Source organism: Microbacterium sp. EB106-03-03-XG65, from assembly GCF_058791955.1.
On the sequence record NZ_JBYTEB010000001.1, the window covers coordinates 2,142,751 to 2,158,469 of the forward strand.

At 67.0% G+C, this 15,719-nt stretch carries 16 protein-coding genes and 1 pseudogene; 8 read left to right on the forward strand and 9 right to left on the reverse strand.

Features of this window, described 5'->3' with window-relative positions:
• Positions 1-3 precede the first annotated feature (3 nt).
• On the reverse strand, positions 4-402 hold the full coding sequence (locus AC3WS6_RS10045) for a hypothetical protein (RefSeq protein WP_492501501.1): 399 nt from the start codon (positions 400-402) through the stop codon (positions 4-6).
• 85 nt (positions 403-487) lie between these two features.
• A pseudogene (locus tag AC3WS6_RS10050) lies at positions 488-775 on the reverse strand (RNA polymerase sigma factor); the annotation flags it as partial.
• 65 nt (positions 776-840) lie between these two features.
• Here AC3WS6_RS10050 and ftsY point away from each other — a divergent pair.
• Both ftsY and AC3WS6_RS10060 read left to right on the forward strand, forming a co-directional pair.
• Positions 841-1,713: a signal recognition particle-docking protein FtsY gene (ftsY, locus tag AC3WS6_RS10055; protein ID WP_492500881.1), complete on the forward strand. Its 873-nt coding sequence runs from the start codon at positions 841-843 to the stop codon at positions 1,711-1,713.
• A 43-nt stretch (positions 1,714-1,756) separates the two neighbouring features.
• Positions 1,757-2,257 (forward strand): DUF2004 domain-containing protein, encoded by a 501-nt coding sequence (locus AC3WS6_RS10060; RefSeq protein WP_492500882.1) that lies wholly within the window; start codon positions 1,757-1,759, stop codon positions 2,255-2,257.
• A gap of 28 nt (positions 2,258-2,285) precedes the next feature.
• Here the strand turns inward: AC3WS6_RS10060 and lipA are convergent, their stop codons facing one another.
• Together lipA and lipB are read right to left on the reverse strand one after the other, a co-directional pair.
• Positions 2,286-3,275, reverse strand: coding sequence for a lipoyl synthase (gene lipA / locus AC3WS6_RS10065; protein WP_492500883.1), 990 nt, complete (start codon positions 3,273-3,275; stop codon positions 2,286-2,288).
• Positions 3,272-3,955, reverse strand: a complete 684-nt coding sequence (gene lipB, locus AC3WS6_RS10070; protein WP_492501481.1) for a lipoyl(octanoyl) transferase LipB — start codon at positions 3,953-3,955, stop codon at positions 3,272-3,274. Before lipB ends, lipA begins: the two co-directional genes overlap by 4 nt.
• A 66-nt stretch (positions 3,956-4,021) precedes the next feature.
• Between lipB and AC3WS6_RS10075 the strand changes: the two genes are divergently transcribed.
• The 4 genes from AC3WS6_RS10075 (at position 4,022) to ffh (ending at position 7,397) form a co-directional block, all read left to right on the forward strand.
• The gene (locus AC3WS6_RS10075; RefSeq protein ID WP_492500884.1) at positions 4,022-4,618 is read left to right on the forward strand and encodes a TetR/AcrR family transcriptional regulator; all 597 of its coding nucleotides are present in this window, start codon (positions 4,022-4,024) and stop codon (positions 4,616-4,618) included.
• A gap of 70 nt (positions 4,619-4,688) precedes the next feature.
• Positions 4,689-5,309, forward strand: a complete 621-nt coding sequence (locus tag AC3WS6_RS10080) for a hypothetical protein (RefSeq protein ID WP_492500885.1) — start codon at positions 4,689-4,691, stop codon at positions 5,307-5,309.
• 26 nt (positions 5,310-5,335) lie between these two features.
• Complete coding sequence (locus tag AC3WS6_RS10085) at positions 5,336-5,827, forward strand: RNA polymerase sigma factor (RefSeq protein ID WP_492500886.1); 492 nt, start codon at positions 5,336-5,338, stop codon at positions 5,825-5,827.
• 13 nt (positions 5,828-5,840) lie between these two features.
• Positions 5,841-7,397, forward strand: coding sequence for a signal recognition particle protein (gene ffh, locus AC3WS6_RS10090; protein WP_492500887.1), 1,557 nt, complete (start codon positions 5,841-5,843; stop codon positions 7,395-7,397).
• A gap of 6 nt (positions 7,398-7,403) precedes the next feature.
• Here the strand turns inward: ffh and AC3WS6_RS10095 are convergent, their stop codons facing one another.
• Positions 7,404-8,315 carry an EamA family transporter gene (locus tag AC3WS6_RS10095; RefSeq protein WP_492500888.1) on the reverse strand — a complete coding sequence of 304 codons (912 nt, stop codon included), beginning with the start codon at positions 8,313-8,315 and terminating at the stop codon, positions 7,404-7,406.
• Between the two features lie 78 nt (positions 8,316-8,393).
• Between AC3WS6_RS10095 and AC3WS6_RS10100 the strand changes: the two genes are divergently transcribed.
• Positions 8,394-9,329, forward strand: a complete 936-nt coding sequence (locus AC3WS6_RS10100; RefSeq protein ID WP_492500889.1) for a LysR family transcriptional regulator — start codon at positions 8,394-8,396, stop codon at positions 9,327-9,329.
• A gap of 2 nt (positions 9,330-9,331) precedes the next feature.
• Here the strand turns inward: AC3WS6_RS10100 and glpK are convergent, their stop codons facing one another.
• The 3 genes from glpK to AC3WS6_RS10115 form a co-directional block, all read right to left on the reverse strand.
• Positions 9,332-10,846, reverse strand: a complete 1,515-nt coding sequence (gene glpK / locus AC3WS6_RS10105; protein WP_492500890.1) for a glycerol kinase GlpK — start codon at positions 10,844-10,846, stop codon at positions 9,332-9,334.
• Positions 10,847-10,876: 30 nt separating this feature from the next.
• Positions 10,877-11,629, reverse strand: a complete 753-nt coding sequence (locus tag AC3WS6_RS10110; protein WP_492500891.1) for an MIP/aquaporin family protein — start codon at positions 11,627-11,629, stop codon at positions 10,877-10,879.
• A 92-nt stretch (positions 11,630-11,721) separates the two neighbouring features.
• Positions 11,722-13,431 (reverse strand): glycerol-3-phosphate dehydrogenase/oxidase, encoded by a 1,710-nt coding sequence (locus AC3WS6_RS10115; RefSeq protein WP_492500892.1) that lies wholly within the window; start codon positions 13,429-13,431, stop codon positions 11,722-11,724.
• Between the two features lie 101 nt (positions 13,432-13,532).
• Here AC3WS6_RS10115 and AC3WS6_RS10120 point away from each other — a divergent pair, with 101 nt between their 5' ends.
• Complete coding sequence (locus tag AC3WS6_RS10120; protein WP_492500893.1) at positions 13,533-14,504, forward strand: sugar-binding transcriptional regulator; 972 nt, start codon at positions 13,533-13,535, stop codon at positions 14,502-14,504.
• Between the two features lie 2 nt (positions 14,505-14,506).
• Here AC3WS6_RS10120 and AC3WS6_RS10125 read toward each other — a convergent pair whose 3' ends face one another.
• Positions 14,507-15,655, reverse strand: a complete 1,149-nt coding sequence (locus tag AC3WS6_RS10125; protein ID WP_492500894.1) for a glutamate--cysteine ligase — start codon at positions 15,653-15,655, stop codon at positions 14,507-14,509.
• Positions 15,656-15,719: the final 64 nt, after the last annotated feature.

Here is a 15,719-nt window from a genome sequence, read left to right on the forward strand (position 1 = left end):
CTGTCAGGGTGTCGGTGTCGGTGCCGAGTCCACGACCGACAACCGGAACGTCTGGATGCTGTCGGGGAGCCCGCTGGGCACGATCTGACTCGGGTGTCGCGGCGGGTCGATGATCGAGATCAGCATCCCGGTTCGCGTGTCGACCACGAACTGCTGCATCGTGTCGGCGTTCGAGCGTTGGATCGTCGCGAGGTCACCGTCTTCCGCGACGAGGGTGACCTCGCGCAGTCGGGCGAGAGCGCCGAGCAGCGCTGCCCGCAGGTCCGCGGGCGGGAGGTTCTGGGAGAGCGCATTCTCCCATCGGTGAGGATCTGATCCATCGTCGTCTCCACCCGCAGGTATTGCCCCGGTGACGAGAGGGCAGCGATACGTGGTCCGAGTGCGTGCACGGCAGGGAAGCATCCAGTCGGGTGTCGGAGCGTTCCTCGTGCGAACTCGAGGGCTGGGCCTGCGCAGACGCGCTCGCACGCCACACTCGCTGCTCATCGCGTCGGTGCCGGTGCATCACACGCGTGGCGATGCCCAGCAGCCAGGGCCGTGCCGAGTCCGACTCGCGGCGGAAGGATGCACGCTTGCGGAAGGCCACGAGGAAGGTCTCGCTCAGGACATCGTCGACGGCATCGAACCCGATCCGGCGTCGCGTGTATCCGCCGACTGCGGCGGCATGGCGCTCGAAGATCTGCGCGAACAGTGCGGGCTCGGCGATGGAGCGAGAGATGAGGTCGCTGTCGTTGGTCACACTGTGTATTCCTCCGCCGGCGTGACGCGGTTCCATTCTGACGGGGCCGGCCGAGCACGTGTCCGCGAGGGATCTCAGGATGCTACCCGTAGGCTGGAGGCATGGCGGAGAAGTCCTGGTCCCTCACCCGTGCTCTGCGCGGGATGTTCGTCAAGCCCACGATCGATGAGACGACCTGGGAGGATCTCGAGACGGCGCTCATCACGGCCGACTTCGGTCCCGACATCAGTGAGCGAGTCGTGGAGGAGCTGAAAGAGAAGGTCGAGCGCTACCGCACGACCGACCCTCAGGATCTCCAGCGGATGCTCCGAGAGACTCTCGAGGAGCATTTCGCAAAGTTCGACACGACCCTCACACTCACCGAACGACCCGCGGTCGTTCTCGTCGTCGGTGTGAACGGCGTGGGCAAGACCACGACGATCGGCAAGTTCACCAAGTTCCTCCGCGGATACCAGCGCAGTGTGGTGGTCGGGGCAGCTGACACCTTCCGAGCGGCTGCGGTCGACCAGCTCGCGACCTGGGCTCAGCGTGGGGGAGCGGCCATCGTGCGCCCGCAGCAGGAGGGGCAGGATCCGGCATCGGTCGCGTACCAGACTGTCGAGTACGCGCAGCGGGAGGGGATCGAGATCGCGATCATCGACACCGCGGGCCGACTGCACACCAAGGGCGGACTCATGGACGAGCTGTCGAAGATCCGACGGGTCATCGAGAAGCAGGCGCCGATCAGCGAGGTCCTGCTCGTGCTCGATGCGACGACGGGCCAGAACGGTGTGATGCAGGCAGAGGCCTTCCTGCAGCACGCCGGAGTCACCGGCCTCGTCCTCACCAAGCTCGACGGATCGGCCAAGGGCGGATTCGTGCTCGCAGTCCAAGAACGCACCGGGATCCCCGTGAAGCTCCTGGGGCAGGGCGAGGGCATCGACGACCTCACCGGATTCACCCCACATGTCTTCGTCCGTTCCATGGTCGGCTGACACAGGACTACCGTCACGAGCACGAGGCTGGTTTCATAGCGTTATGGCGATCGAACACGACTACTTCGGACTCCTGTCCTCAGGGCCCGACGGCTCGATCTTCTGGTCCGAGACCGTCGAGCTCGGTGATCAGAGCGTCACCGTCGATCTGACTGCTCCGGATCAGGACGACGTGTCCGTGGACGCGCTCGACATCGCTGCCTCACTGATCGCCGGTCTGGAGAACGTCGATGGCACGGCCAGGCGAGGGATGCTCGCGGAGGTGGACGATCGCACCAGCGAAGTGACCGAGTACATCCTGCAGCAGCAGGAGGCATACGGCGATGAGCTCGAGGACGTGCTGGTCGACGTGAGCGGCGACGCAGCAGTCGACATCATCCGTTCGCTCAGACTCATGAGCATGACGATTCTGGCCGACGAGCACGGCGGCTCCGAGCCGTTCGCGGTGCTCGAGTATGCACTCGACGAGGGTACGACCGACGACGTGCTGCTCGTGAACCTCGGGTCCGACGGCACCGTGCAGTCGGTCATGAGCGCCGACTGACGCGCGTTCGCCTGCTCCGCGTCGCCGCTCAGACCGCCTGGGCGAATCCCAGGTCCGCGCTCTCTGCGATGTGTGCGAGGTGCGGCGGGATCTCGCGTCCCTTCGACACCATGGACTGAGCCCACAGGCGGCCGGCGCGGTACGACGAACGCACCAGCGGGCCGGCGAGCACTCCGAGGAAGCCGATGCGCTCTGCCTCTTCCTTGAACTCGACGAACTCCGACGGCTTCACCCAGCGCGACACCGGCAGGTGGCGAGGAGACGGGCGCAGGTACTGCGTGATCGTGATGATGTCGCAGCCGGCATCGTGCAGGTCGTTCAGCGCCTGGACGACCTCTTCGGGCTCTTCTCCCATTCCGAGGATGAGGTTCGACTTCGTGATGAGTCCGGCGTTCCGGGCCTGGGTGATCACATCGAGCGAGCGCTCGTACCGGAATGCCGGTCTGATGCGCTTGAAGATGCGCGGCACGGTCTCGACATTGTGGGCGAACACCTCGGGCCGTGCGTCGAAGATCTGGCCCAGGAAGGCAGGATCGGCGTTGTGCTCGTTGGCGAGAAGCTCCACCCCGGTGTTCGGGTTCAGCTCATGGATCTTCCGCACCGTCTCGGCGTTGAGCCAGGCGCCGGTGTCGGGCAGGTCGTCGCGGGCGACGCTCGTGACGGTCGCGTACCGGAGGTTCATCCGCACGACGCTCTCGGCGACCCGGCGTGGCTCGTCCGTGTCGTAGGCAGCCGGCTTGCCCGTGTCGATCTGGCAGAAGTCGCATCGACGAGTGCACTGCGAACCACCGATGAGGAAGGTCGCCTCGCGGTCCTCCCAGCATTCGAAGATGTTCGGGCACCCGGCCTCCTGGCAGACCGTGTGCAGATCCTCGCTCTTCACCAACGAGTGGAGCGCGGTGTATTCGGGACCCATCTTCGCCTTCGTCTTGATCCACTCGGGCTTGCGCTCGATGGGGGTCTCGGCGTTGCGGATCTCGAGGCGGAGGAGCTTTCGCCCCTCGGGTGCAGCGGTCATGCGGGAACTCCTGCGTGGTCGGCGGGTGCGTATTCGGCAAGGAAGGCGGCGGACACGGAGTCGGCGATGTCGGCGGGGGAGATGTCCGCACCGACGATCTCGCTCACCGTCGTCACGCCGGCATCGGTGATCCCACAGGGGATGATGCCGCGGAATCCTGACAGGCTGTTGTTGCAGTTGACGGCGAACCCGTGCATCGTGACCCCCTGCTGCACGCGCACCCCGATCGCGGCGACCTTGTCCTCTGACAGCGGGCGGCGGACCCATACGCCGCTCCGGCCTTCGACCTGGTATCCATCGACCCCCACCGGGCGGAGCACATCGATGAGGATGCGCTCGAGACGGCGAACGTGCGCGACGACGTCCATGGGCTCGGGGAGCCGCACGATCGGGTAGCCGACCAGCTGGCCGGGCCCGTGCCAGGTGATCTTCCCGCCGCGGTCCACATCGATCACCGGGGTGCCGTCCTGCGGCCTCTCCTGCGGTTCGGTGCGCTTGCCGGCCGTGTACACGGCCTCGTGCTCGAGGAGGATGAGGGTGTCGGGGCGGGTGCCGTCGACCACTGCGGCGTGGGTGCGCCGCTGCAGGTCCCATCCGTCGGTGTACGGCACGTAGGCCGGAGCGAGTCCGGGGGTCACGATCTCGAGCATGCTGACGTCGCTCTCAGTAGATTGATGGATCGCGTCTAACAATACTCCTTCTGACGATCTGCGGCACGCGCTGACGACGCGCGGTAGCGTGTGAGCATGAGCAGCACGAGCCGAGCAGGGCGCCCGAAGGCGTCTTCGCGCGAGACCCTCGCCGAGGCTGCCTGCGAGCTCTTCCTCGAGCGCGGATACGACGCGACGTCCGTCGCCGACATCACGCAGCGTGCTGGCGTGAGTCGCTCGAGCTTCTTCAACTACTTCTCATCGAAGAGCGACGTGCTGTGGTCAGGTCTCGACGAGCGGATCGACGCCGCTGTCGAGGATCTCGCCGTGCTGCCTCACGACCGCGACGGCGCCGAGGTCAGGCGCATCCTCTCGGCACTCGTCGCGGACTTCGCGCCGGACAGTCTGGCTCTCGCCATGACCAACTCCTCGGCCATGGGCCTCGATGACGAGCTTGAGCAGGACGCCGCGCTTCGCCAGGCCCGGCTCGCCGCGGCCCTGGCCGACCTCGCGCGACGGTCGGGAGTCGTCTCCCTCACGGCGGACATCGCCGCGGCCACCTGGGCTGCTGCCGTTCTCGCGGCCGTTCGGGCCTGGGCGGAGAGCGGTGCCGGTCGAGGATCCGTGGCCGACAGGTTCGCAGATGCGATGGCGGCGATGGCTCGGCTCCCGTGGAGTTCGCGCGGTATCTGACAGACGCGCGGACGGATTCGCGGGATCCGGACAGGTCAGGAGTGAGGCACCCACTGACCGAGGAGACACAATGACCGCTGATCCGCTCGACGAGATGCTCGACCTTTCCGCCCCTCGGCGCCACGAACCGGATCCTGCGGTCACCCACGCCATGATCGTCGCCGCGCGCGAGGAGAGCGGGCCGCCGACGCGACGACGACGCCGAACCGCTGCGCTCAGCGGGCTGCTCGCATTGTTCCTGATCAGCGGCGCAGGCGTCGCGGCGGCGTCATCCGACTGGCTCTGGGGGCCCGGTCTCGATGACCTCGATCGGGTGTACAGCTACACATCGCCGACCTGGGGAGAGTGCGAGCTCCGGTTCAGCGCGATGGACACGCACGACGTGTTCACCGACGCGCGGGTCAACCGCATCATCGACGAGTGGTTCGCCTCCACGGATGTCGAAGCTGCCGCGGCGCCTCTCATCCCGAAGTATCGCGCGACCCTGGAGGCCGCGGACGCCGCCGGCACGTCCGCGGAGACCGACCCTCGGCGCGCGGACCTGAACGCCTGGACGGCGCATGAACAGGCCGTCGGTGAGCTGATCCATGACGTGCTGCAGAACCAGGGGTTCGCCGGCGATGTCCTGGCCGGAACGGACGCGCACAGTCAGGTGCGCTGTGCAGGCGAAGAGTGGGGAGCAGGGGAGTGACTCCCGAGGCGAGGCTGACGGCAGCGTTGGAAACGAGTTCGACCGACCTGCTCGCCTACCTGTCGCGTCGAGTGGGGTCCGGAGAAGCGGCGGACCTGCTCGGCGAGACCATGGTCATCGCGTGGAGACGCTCCGCGGATCTCCCTGTCGACCCGGAGCGCGCGCGGATGTGGCTCTTCGGCGTCGCTCGAGGCACACTCTCGAACCATGCGCGCGGACAGCGCAGGAGGTGGGCGCTCGCGGATAGGCTCCGTCTGCATCTGAGAGAGAGCGACATCTCGCCGTCGGCAGATGACGGGATCGAGGTTCGCGACGCCATCGCACGGATCGACCCGGATCTGGCCGAGATCGTGCGACTCGTGCACTGGGATCGTCTCTCGCTCACGCAGGCGGCAGAGCATCTGGGGGTCCCCTCGTCGACGGCTCGGGGACGCTACGCGCGCGCGAAGGAGCTGCTCAGGGCCGAGCTCGCGATCGGTGCCGCCCCGAGCGCGGAGAACGGAGCCGGAGTCGCGTAAACTCGGTGTCACCATGGCTACCTTTGGCACGCTCTCCGATCGGCTCACCGAGACCTTCCGCAACCTTCGCACGAAGGGAAAGCTCACCGCGGCCGACGTCGACGGCACCGTGCGCGAAATCCGTCGCGCACTGCTCGACGCCGATGTCGCGCTCACCGTCGTCAAGGAGTTCACTGCCAAGGTGCGCGAGCGCGCCCTCGGCGATGAGGTCAACAAGGCGCTGAACCCCGCGCAGCAGGTCGTGCAGATCGTCAATGAGGAGCTGATCCAGATTCTGGGCGGCGAACAGCGTCGTCTGCAGTTCGCCAAGACCGCTCCGACCGTGATCATGCTGGCAGGCCTCCAGGGATCGGGAAAGACGACGTTCGCGGGCAAGCTCGCGAAGCAGCTCGAGGGCGAGGGGCACACGCCTCTGCTCGTCGCCGCCGACCTCCAGCGACCCAACGCCGTCAACCAGCTCCAGGTCGTGGCGGAGCAGGCAGGCGCGACCGTCTACGCCCCCGAGCCGGGCAACGGCGTCGGCGACCCGGTGAGGGTCTCCCGCGACGGTGTGGAGTACGCGCGCCGTCAGCAGCACGACGTGGTCATCATCGACACCGCCGGTCGCCTGGGCGTGGATGCCGAGCTGATGAAGCAGGCGTCCGACATCCGCAAGGCGACCGACCCCGACGAGGTCCTCTTCGTCATCGACGCCATGATCGGTCAGGACGCGGTCAACACCGCCCGCGCGTTCCAGGAGGGCGTCGACTTCACGGGAGTCGTGCTGTCGAAACTCGATGGCGACGCCCGCGGTGGCGCGGCCCTCTCGGTCGCATCCGTCACCGGACGCCCGATCATCTTCGCGTCGACCGGCGAGCGGCTCGAGGACCTCGAGCCTTTCCACCCCGATCGCATGGCGAGCCGCATCCTCGACCTCGGCGACATCCTCACTCTCATCGAACAGGCCCAGCAGGCCTTCGATGAGGAAGAGGCCGTCAAGATGGCCGAGAAGCTCGCGACCGAGCAGTTCACTCTCGAGGACTTCCTCGACCAGCTTCAGCAGATGAAGAAGATGGGCTCCATGAAGAAGATGCTGGGGATGCTTCCCGGCATGGGGCAGATGAAGCAGCAGCTCGAGGACTTCGACGAGCGTGAGATCGATCGCACCGAGGCCATCATCCGGTCGATGACCCCGGGTGAGCGACGTAATCCGAAGGTCCTCAACGGCTCGCGACGCCTGCGCATCGCCCGCGGTTCGGGCATGACGGTCACGGATGTCAATCAGCTCGTCCAGCGGTTCGACCAGGCGGCCAAGATGATGAAGACCGTCGCGCGCGGCGGCACGCCGAACATCCCCGGAATGGGGGCGATGCCCGGGATGGGCAAGCCCGGCGCATCGTCCAAGCGCGGCAAGAAGGGCAAGTCGTCGGGCGGATCCCGTTCCGGAAACCCGGCCAAGCGTGCTGCTGAGAATGCCGGGATCGCGACCGCTTCCACCCCGACCGGGTCCGGATTCGGTCTGGGAGGGGGCAAGGCGGCACCCAGCGAGGCGGACCTCGCCGAGATCCAGAAGCTCTTCGGCAAGAGCTGACGTCCGTCACGATCGGGATGCCGTCAGTGAGTGCTCCCGAACAGGGGACGGCGACCGACGCGGTGTTCTGAGCGCCGTCAGCTGTCCCACGATGAGCGCGACGAATATCAGGGCGATCCCCAGCGCCTGGAGCGGCGTGAAGGACTCGCCGGCAACGACTGTGCCCAGCAGCGTCGCGACCACGGGGGAGAGCAGAGCGAGCAGCCCCGGGGCGATGACCGGCAGCAGCTGGATGCCGCGAAACCAGAGTGTGTAGGCGAGCAGCCCTCCGACCGAGCCCAGCCAGACGTATCCGAGCACAGCTCCACTGTCGACGGTGGCCGGCACGCCCTCGAAGAGCAGGGTGAGCGGCAGGAGGACGAGACCGCCGGCCGTCAACTGCCAACCCGCGTATGCCACGGGTCCGACCCCTGCAGGACGGCCCCAGCGCTTGGTGAGGATCATCCCGAGCGCGGTGGCGGTCACGCCACCGAGAGCGGCGAGGATCCCGAGGGCGTCGAGCTGCGCGGCCGGCCCCAGGACGACGAGAGCGACGCCGCCCGTTCCCACGACGGCAGCGACGGCGGTGAGCGGGCGGATCCGGTCGCCGAGAACGAGCGCGCTCATGCCGAGGATGATCATCGGCTGTGCTCCGGCGACGGCCGCGGCGACTCCACCGGGCAGCCGCTCGGCGGCCAGGAAGAGCAGGGGGAAGAATGCCCCGATGTGGAGGCTTCCGAGAACCAGCGACTTCAGCCACCAGTCGCCGGACGGGAGGGTTCTGCCGATCGCCAGCGCGATGAGTCCCGCAGGGAGTGCGCGGAGCAGCCCCGCGAGGAGAGGGTGACCGGCCGGAAGCAGTTCCGTCGTCACCAGGTACGTGGTGCCCCAGGAGAGGGGAGCGAGAGCGGTGAGCAGCAGAACCGATAAGCGTGTCATGCCTTCAGCCTGAACCGGTTCAGGGCATGAGTCCAAGGCGTGTTTGTCAACGGAACCATGAAGAGAGATCATGGATGTGTGGATCTACAGCAGCTGAGGTACGTCGTCGAGGTGGCGTCGACGTCGAGCTTCACTCGGGCGGCCGAACGGTGCTTCGTCACGCAGTCCGCCCTCAGCCACCAGATCGCCGCGCTCGAACGGGAGCTCGGACAGCGTCTCTTCGTCCGCTCGAGCCGGAGTGTCCGGCCGACGGAGGCGGGAGAGGCGTTCCTGCGTCACGCGAAGGTCGCGGTGATGGCGGCGGACGACGCCCGTGAGGCTGCGGCCGCGGCTTCCGGCCGTGTCGTGGGTACGCTGCGCCTCGGCGTCATCCCCACGGCGAGTGCGGTCTCGGTGCCGCGGGTCCTCTCTCGCTTCCGCGAGGCGCATCCTGATACCCGGGTCGAGCTCGCCGTCGGCAACAGCGACACCCTCGCCGACGCAGTGCGGCACGGCGACCTCGATGTCGCGCTGCTCGGTCTGCGTGAGCAGGCCACGCCGAGGGGTGTCGCCGCCCGAGAACTCGGTCGCGAGCGACTGGTCCTCGCGGTGCCGCCGTCGCATCGCCTGTCGGGTCGGGCCCGAGTGCGGCTCGCGGACCTCGCAGATGAGGACTTCGCAGACTTCCCTGCCGGCACCTCCGGGCGTGCACAGGGAGACGCGGCATTCGCGGCATCCGATGTCTCGCGCGATGTGGCATTCGAGGCCGACTCGTCGGAGCTGCTGCTCGGACTCGTGTCCGAGGGGCTCGCAGTCGCGCTGCTCGCGCCGGGCGTGATTGCCGCATCATCCTCCGAGGTGGTCGCCGTCGAGCTGCGCGACGGTCCGGTGCGAGTCCAGTACGTCGTGTGGGACGACCGTGCGCCGCGCAGCGTCACGACCGCCTTCCTGCGGATCCTCGCGTCCGTGACAGCTTCTCGGGGACACGAAACGGGCCCGGAGGAATCCTCCGGGCCCGCCTCCTCAGATCACTGAGGTCACTTCACGTCTTCGTCGACCCAGTCCATCGACTTGTTGACGGCCTTGCGCCACAGTCGCAGCTGGCGGTCGCGCTCGGCGTCCTCCATCGAGGGCTCCCAGCGACGATCCTCCTGCCAGTTGGCGGAGAGGTCGTCGAGTCCGTTCCAGAATCCGACGGCCAGACCCGCAGCGTAGGCCGCTCCGAGCGCCGTGGTCTCGGCGACGACGGGGCGAACCACGGGAACTCCCAGGACGTCGGCCTGGAACTGCATGAGCGCGTCGTTCGCGACCATGCCGCCATCGACCTTGAGCTCGGTGAGGTCGACGCCGGCGTCGGCGTTGACCGCGTCGAGCACGTCGCGGGTCTGGAAGGCGACGGCCTCGAGTGCCGCACGAGCGATGTGGTTCTTGTTCGCGTAGCGGGTGAGGCCGACGATCGCGCCACGGGCGTCGGGACGCCAGTACGGAGCGAACAGACCCGAGAATGCGGGGACGATGTACACGCCTCCGTTGTCGTCGACCTGCTTGGCGAGCTCCTCGACCTCGGGAGCGGATCCGATGATGCCGAGCTGGTCGCGGAGCCACTGGATCAGGGATCCGGTGACGGCGATCGAGCCCTCGAGCGCGTAGTGCGTGGGTCCGTCGCCGAGCTTGTAGCCGACGGTGGTGAGCAGCCCGTTCTTCGAGTGGACGATCTCCTCGCCCGTGTTGAAGATGAGGAAGCAGCCGGTGCCGTAGGTGTTCTTGCTCTCGCCCGTGTTGAAGGCCGCCTGGCCGAACGTCGCAGCCTGCTGGTCGCCCAGGATGCCGGCGATCGGGGTCTCGCGCAGCAGCGACGAGTCCTCGGCCGCGCCGTACACCTCGGAGGAGGAGCGGATCTCGGGCATCATCGAGCGCGGCACACCGAACGCCTCCAGGATGTCGTCGCGCCATTCGAGCGTCTCGAGGTCCATGAACATCGTGCGCGACGCGTTCGTGACGTCTGTCACGTGCACGCCGCCGTCGACGCCACCCGTGAGGTTCCAGAGCACCCAGCTGTCGGTCGTGCCGAAGGCGAGGTCTCCGGCTTCCGCCTTCTCCCGTGCTCCGTCGACGTTCTCGAGGATCCAGGCGATCTTCGTGCCGGAGAAGTACGTGGCGAGGGGGAGGCCCACCACGGGCTTGAACCGCTCGACGCCGCCGTCGGCCGCCAGGCGGTCGACGATCTGCTGCGTGCGCGTGTCCTGCCAGACGATCGCGTTGTAGACGGCCTTGCCGGTCTTCCTGTCCCAGACGACCGCGGTCTCACGCTGGTTGGTGATGCCGACGGCGGCGATGTCGTGACGCGTCAGGTCGGCACGGCTCAGAGCGAGACCGATGACCTCCTGCACGTTGCGCCAGATCTCGGCGGGGTCGTGCTCGACCCAGCCCGCCTTGGGAAGGATCTGCTCGTGCTCCTTCTGACCCGTCGCGACGATGCTGCCCTTCTTGTCGAAGATGATCGCGCGGCTGGAAGTGGTGCCCTGATCGATGGCGATGATGTAGTCGGCCATGTGTGTTCTCCTTTGAAGTCAGGTTCGGGTTCAGGCGAGGTTGAGCAGTGCCGGCGCGGCGACCGCCGCGAGGACGCCACCGATGAGCGGTCCGACGACAGGCACCAACGAGTAGGACCAGTCGCTCGAGCCCTTGCCCTTGATCGGCAGGATGGCGTGGGCGATGCGCGGGCCGAGGTCACGGGCCGGGTTGATGGCGTAGCCGGTCGGTCCACCGAGAGAGGCGCCGATCGCGACCACGACGAGTGCCACGGGGAGGGCGCTGAGCGGTCCGAGGCCGCCCGGGACACCGATCTCGATGTCGCCGTAGTCGGCGAACGCGAAGACGGCGAACACGAGGACGAACGTGCCGATGACCTCGGTGACGAGGTTCCAGCCGTAGGAGCGGATCGCGGGGCCGGTCGAGAACACGCCGAGCTTGTTGGCGGGATCGGGCTCCTCGTCGAAGTGCTGCTTGTAGGCGAGCCAGGTGAGGATCGCTCCGACGATCGCGCCGAGGAGCTCGGCTCCGGTCGCGACGGCGAACTGCGAGAAGTCGATCTTGTCGGCGACCAGGAGACCGATGCCGACAGCCGGGTTCAGGATGGCGCCGGAATACGCGGAGGCGAGGACACCCACGAAGACCGCGAGACCCCATCCCCAGTTGACCATCAGGAAGCCGCCGCCGAAGCCCTTGTTCTTCGCGAGAGCGACGTTCGCCACCACACCACATCCGAGGAGGATCAGCAACGCTGTGCCGACGAACTCCGAGAGGAAGTAGAGACCGAGATTCACTTCAGTCATGTCTTCATTGACCTTTCTCGAGTGCCAGGGCCCCATAGCCCTGGCACTTGTTGTTGATTACACCGCGTGGAGGGCGGTGCTCGGATCTCTCGTCAGCCGCGTGCGCGGGACGAGATCTGGAGTCCATGTCGTTCGTTCAGCAGCAGACGCGTCTGCTCGAGCTCGGCATCGTGCCGTGCACGATCCCAGTCGAGCAGAGGAGCCAGTGCGTCGGCAAGCTCTTCGAGCACATCCGCGTCGGCATGCCCCACGAACGCGATGCTGGTGCGGCGCAGGATGACGTCCTGCAGTCGGGCCACCATCTCGTTCTCCACCATCCAGGCCAGCTCGCGGGTCGAAAGATCGCCGCCGGCGAGGGGAGCGTCGTCACCCTGCTCGATGAACTCCCACACCTGCGAGGCGCGCGTGCCGTAGCGAGCGAGCAGCCGCTCTGCGCGGTCGCCCGCTCCAGGGAGGTTCTCCTGGATCCAGATGCGACGGGCCTTCTCCGTGCGAGGGAAGTCGCGGCCGCCGCCGATCGCGCGTCCCACAGTCGACACGGTACGGGTGCGCCCGATCAGGCCGAGCACGACATCCGAGAGCGATTCGCCGAGTGCGCGGAAGGTGGTCCACTTCCCGCCGACCAGGCTGACGAGCGGCGCAGCGCCCTGTTCGTCGACCTCGATGCGGTAGTCGCGGGAGACGAATCCGGGAGCGGTGTCCTCGTGGCGCGGCAGGGGGCGGATGCCCGAGAAGTTGTAGACGATCTGCTCACGCGTCACATCGATCTTCGGGAAGACGTGGTGGATGAGCTCGAAGAAGTAATCGATCTCCTCCTCCGTGCACACCGGGACCTCCCGCGGATCGGCGTCGATGTCGGTCGTCCCGACAAGAACGCGGCCCTTCAGCGGGTAGATCAGCACGATGCGTCCATCGGAGTGCTCGAAGAAGATCTCGCGTCCGCGGGTGGCCTCGAGGAGTTCGGGGTGATCGAGCACGATGTGCGAGCCCTTGGTGCCGCCCATGAACTTCGTGTCGGTGCCGAGAGAGTCGTTCGTGAGGTCCGTCCACGGACCCGAGGCGTTGACCACGACGTCGGCGGTGACGGCGAACTCCGTCCCGCTCTCGCGATCGCGGAGCAGCACGTCCGCACCGTCGCGACCGATCGCCTCGACGTAGTTCAGAGCGATCGCGCCGGGGTGGGCGAAGCGTCCGTCCTGCAGCACGTCGAGCGCGAGACGCTCGGGGTCGTGCATGGAGGCGTCGTAGTACGTTGCGGTGTACTTGATGTTCGGGTCGAGCGAGGGGAGTTCGGCGAGCGAGCGCTTGCGTCCCAGGAACCGATGGCGGGGGACGGTGCCTCCGTCGCGGGAGAACGTGTCGTAGATCGTGAGCCCGACCTTGATCAGGAACGCACCGCGCTCCTGCGGCTTTCCGCTCTTGTGCGTGAGGAAGCGCAGCGGGGCGGAGAGGATGCCGGAGAAGGTGGAGTAGATCGGGATCGTCGTCTGCAGCGGCTTCACGTAGTGAGGGGCGATCTTCAGCAGACCGTTCCGCTCTTCGACGGATTCACGCACGAGACGGAACTCGCCGTTCTCGAGATACCGGATGCCTCCGTGGATCATGTGGCTGGAGGCCGCCGACGCGCCGGATGCGAAATCTCCGCGTTCGACGAGCACCACGTCCACGCCCTGGAGGGCAAGGTCACGGAACGTGGAGATCCCGTTGATCCCTGCTCCGATGACGACGACGCTGGTGCGTCCGGATTCCCGTACGGCGCGGACGTCCGCGCGTTCGGGTGATGAGTGTGTCGACTCGATCATCTTCGACCCTTCTCTCTGCGTGCTCCCAGCTTCGACCCCTGTGCCCGCTGTGCGCAAGCCCGCTGCACATATGTGCAAGGATCGATGACCAGGAGGTCGACATGGCGCAGCCACCCGCAGAATCCCGGGATGCAAAGCTGATCGCCGCGCTCACCGCGGCCCAGCTCTACTACATGCAGGACAAGACCATGGAGGTGATCGCGAAGGAATTGCACACCTCGCGCTCATCGGTATCCCGCCTTCTGAGTTACGCACGCGAGAGCGGCCTCGTCGATATCCGCATCAACTCGCCCCTCGAACGACTGGGCATGCTCGAACAGCGCATCCGTGATCGCCATCGGGTGGTCGCGCACGTCGTGCCGATCCCCGAGATCGTGAGCGAGGTCGAGCGTCTCGAGAGGGTGGCGCTGACAGCAGGTCGTTTGCTGTCGCAGTTCGTCGACTCCAACATGATCGTCGGCGTCGCCTGGGGGTCGACGATCAGCGCGGTGAGTCGGGGCCTCACACAGAAGGAGACGCACAACACGACCTTCGTCCAACTCAACGGTGCAGGCAACACGCAGACGAGCGGCGTCGAGTACTCGAGCGATATTCTGCAGCGCTTCGGAAGCGCCTTCGGTGCGCAGGTGCAGCAGTTCCCGGTTCCCGCGTTCTTCGATGACCCGTCCACTCGCGAGGCGATGTGGCGCGAGCGCAGCACCCGCCGCGTTCTCGATCTCCAGTCGAAGATGGACATCGCTGTCTTCAGCCTCGGATCACCGGCCGCGGAAGTCCCCAGCCGGGTCTACGTCGGGGGATACCTGAGCAGAGACGACTATCAGAGTCTGCGCGAGGACCACGCCATCGGCGACGTCGCCACGGTGTTCTTCCGTGCGGACGGCTCGTGGCGCGACATCCGGGTCAATGCGCGAGCGACCGGCCCCGGTCTCGACCGGCTGCGCCGCGTGCCGCGTCGTGTGTGCGTGGTGTCAGGGGTTCCCAAGCTCGTGAGCCTCAGAGCGGCGATCGCCGCGGAGCTGATCACGGATGTCGTGCTGGACGAAGGGCTCGCCCGAATGCTCGTCGAGGACTGACCTCACGGTCCGTCGGTCGAGGACTCGGGTCCGGAGCGGAACTCGCGAATGAGGTGCTGCACGACTGCTCCGAGGTCTCCTCCCGTGGCATTGGCGATCGTCAGCTGCCGCTCGTAGCTCGCGCCCTCGCTCAGGATCGAGCCGATGCTGCCGAATTCTCGTACGCAGCCGAGCTCGACTGCGACGGGGGCGAGGTCCTCGATGATCTCGGCAAGGTGGTCTCGCACGGGGCGCTGAGCTCCGGCGGCGTCGACGATCACCCGGGCATCGAGCCCGCGGGCTGCCCGCCACTTGTTCTCTCGGTGGAACCAGGCCGGCATCGTCGCGAGGTCGCGGCCCTCGTCGAGCTGGCGCGAGAGATGTTCCACGAGGACCTGGACCAGGGCTGCCATCGCAGCGAGTTCGGGAAGCGTGGAGAGGCCGTCGCACGCGCGCACTTCGATGGTTCCCCATCGAGGTGCGGGACGGATGTCCCAGCGCACCTCGGTGGCGTCGGCCATGACGCCGGTCCTCACCATGTCCTCGAGGTAGGACTCGTACTCCGACCAGTCGCTCAGGGGCCAGGGCAGTCCTGCGGTCGGCAGCTGCTGGAACACGAGTGCCCGGTTCGATGCGTACCCGGTGCGCTCGCCCGCCCAGAACGGACTGGAAGCGGCCAGCGCCTGCAGGTGGGGGAGGTAGGCGGCCAGCGCGTTGATGATCGGAATCACCTTCCGCTGGTCCTCCACTCCGATGTGGACGTGGATTCCCCAGATCATCATGTTCCTGCCCCACCACTGGGTGCGCTCGATGAGCGTGTGGTAACGGGTCTTGTCGGTGACTTCCTGGTCGTACCACTGCGCGAACGGGTGGCTTCCGGCAGAGAGCAGCTCGATACCGGCAGGGTCCGTGGCTTCTCGCACCGCCGCGATGGCGTTGGCGATGTCGTCGACCGCATGAGCAACGGAATCGCCGATGCCGCTGGTGACCTCGATCGTGTTCGTGAGCAGCTCGCCCGTCACCGTGTGGCGTTCGTCTGCGCTCTCAGCCTCGAGCGCGGCCAAGAGCTCGGGCGCGCGACCGACGAGATCGCCACTCGCCGGATCGGCGAGCATGATCTCCCACTCCAGGCCTACAGTGGACCGCGCGGATGGCGCGAAATCGAGCTTCACGAGCACAGTCTGACACGCGCTGTCGGCGACACGGCAACCGTGATGTCGCCGCGTTTCGCGCCTG

Coding starts and splice junctions, on each gene's coding strand:
- AC3WS6_RS10045 (WP_492501501.1), bottom strand. CDS start 402: ATGCTTCCCTGCCGTGCACGCACTCGGACCACGTATCGCTGCCCTCTC.
- ftsY (WP_492500881.1), top strand. CDS start 841: ATGGCGGAGAAGTCCTGGTCCCTCACCCGTGCTCTGCGCGGGATGTTC.
- AC3WS6_RS10060 (WP_492500882.1), top strand. CDS start 1,757: ATGGCGATCGAACACGACTACTTCGGACTCCTGTCCTCAGGGCCCGAC.
- lipA (WP_492500883.1), bottom strand. CDS start 3,275: ATGACCGCTGCACCCGAGGGGCGAAAGCTCCTCCGCCTCGAGATCCGC.
- AC3WS6_RS10075 (WP_492500884.1), top strand. CDS start 4,022: ATGAGCAGCACGAGCCGAGCAGGGCGCCCGAAGGCGTCTTCGCGCGAG.
- AC3WS6_RS10080 (WP_492500885.1), top strand. CDS start 4,689: ATGACCGCTGATCCGCTCGACGAGATGCTCGACCTTTCCGCCCCTCGG.
- ffh (WP_492500887.1), top strand. CDS start 5,841: ATGGCTACCTTTGGCACGCTCTCCGATCGGCTCACCGAGACCTTCCGC.
- AC3WS6_RS10095 (WP_492500888.1), bottom strand. CDS start 8,315: ATGACACGCTTATCGGTTCTGCTGCTCACCGCTCTCGCTCCCCTCTCC.
- glpK (WP_492500890.1), bottom strand. CDS start 10,846: ATGGCCGACTACATCATCGCCATCGATCAGGGCACCACTTCCAGCCGC.
- AC3WS6_RS10110 (WP_492500891.1), bottom strand. CDS start 11,629: ATGACTGAAGTGAATCTCGGTCTCTACTTCCTCTCGGAGTTCGTCGGC.
- AC3WS6_RS10115 (WP_492500892.1), bottom strand. CDS start 13,431: ATGATCGAGTCGACACACTCATCACCCGAACGCGCGGACGTCCGCGCC.
- AC3WS6_RS10120 (WP_492500893.1), top strand. CDS start 13,533: ATGGCGCAGCCACCCGCAGAATCCCGGGATGCAAAGCTGATCGCCGCG.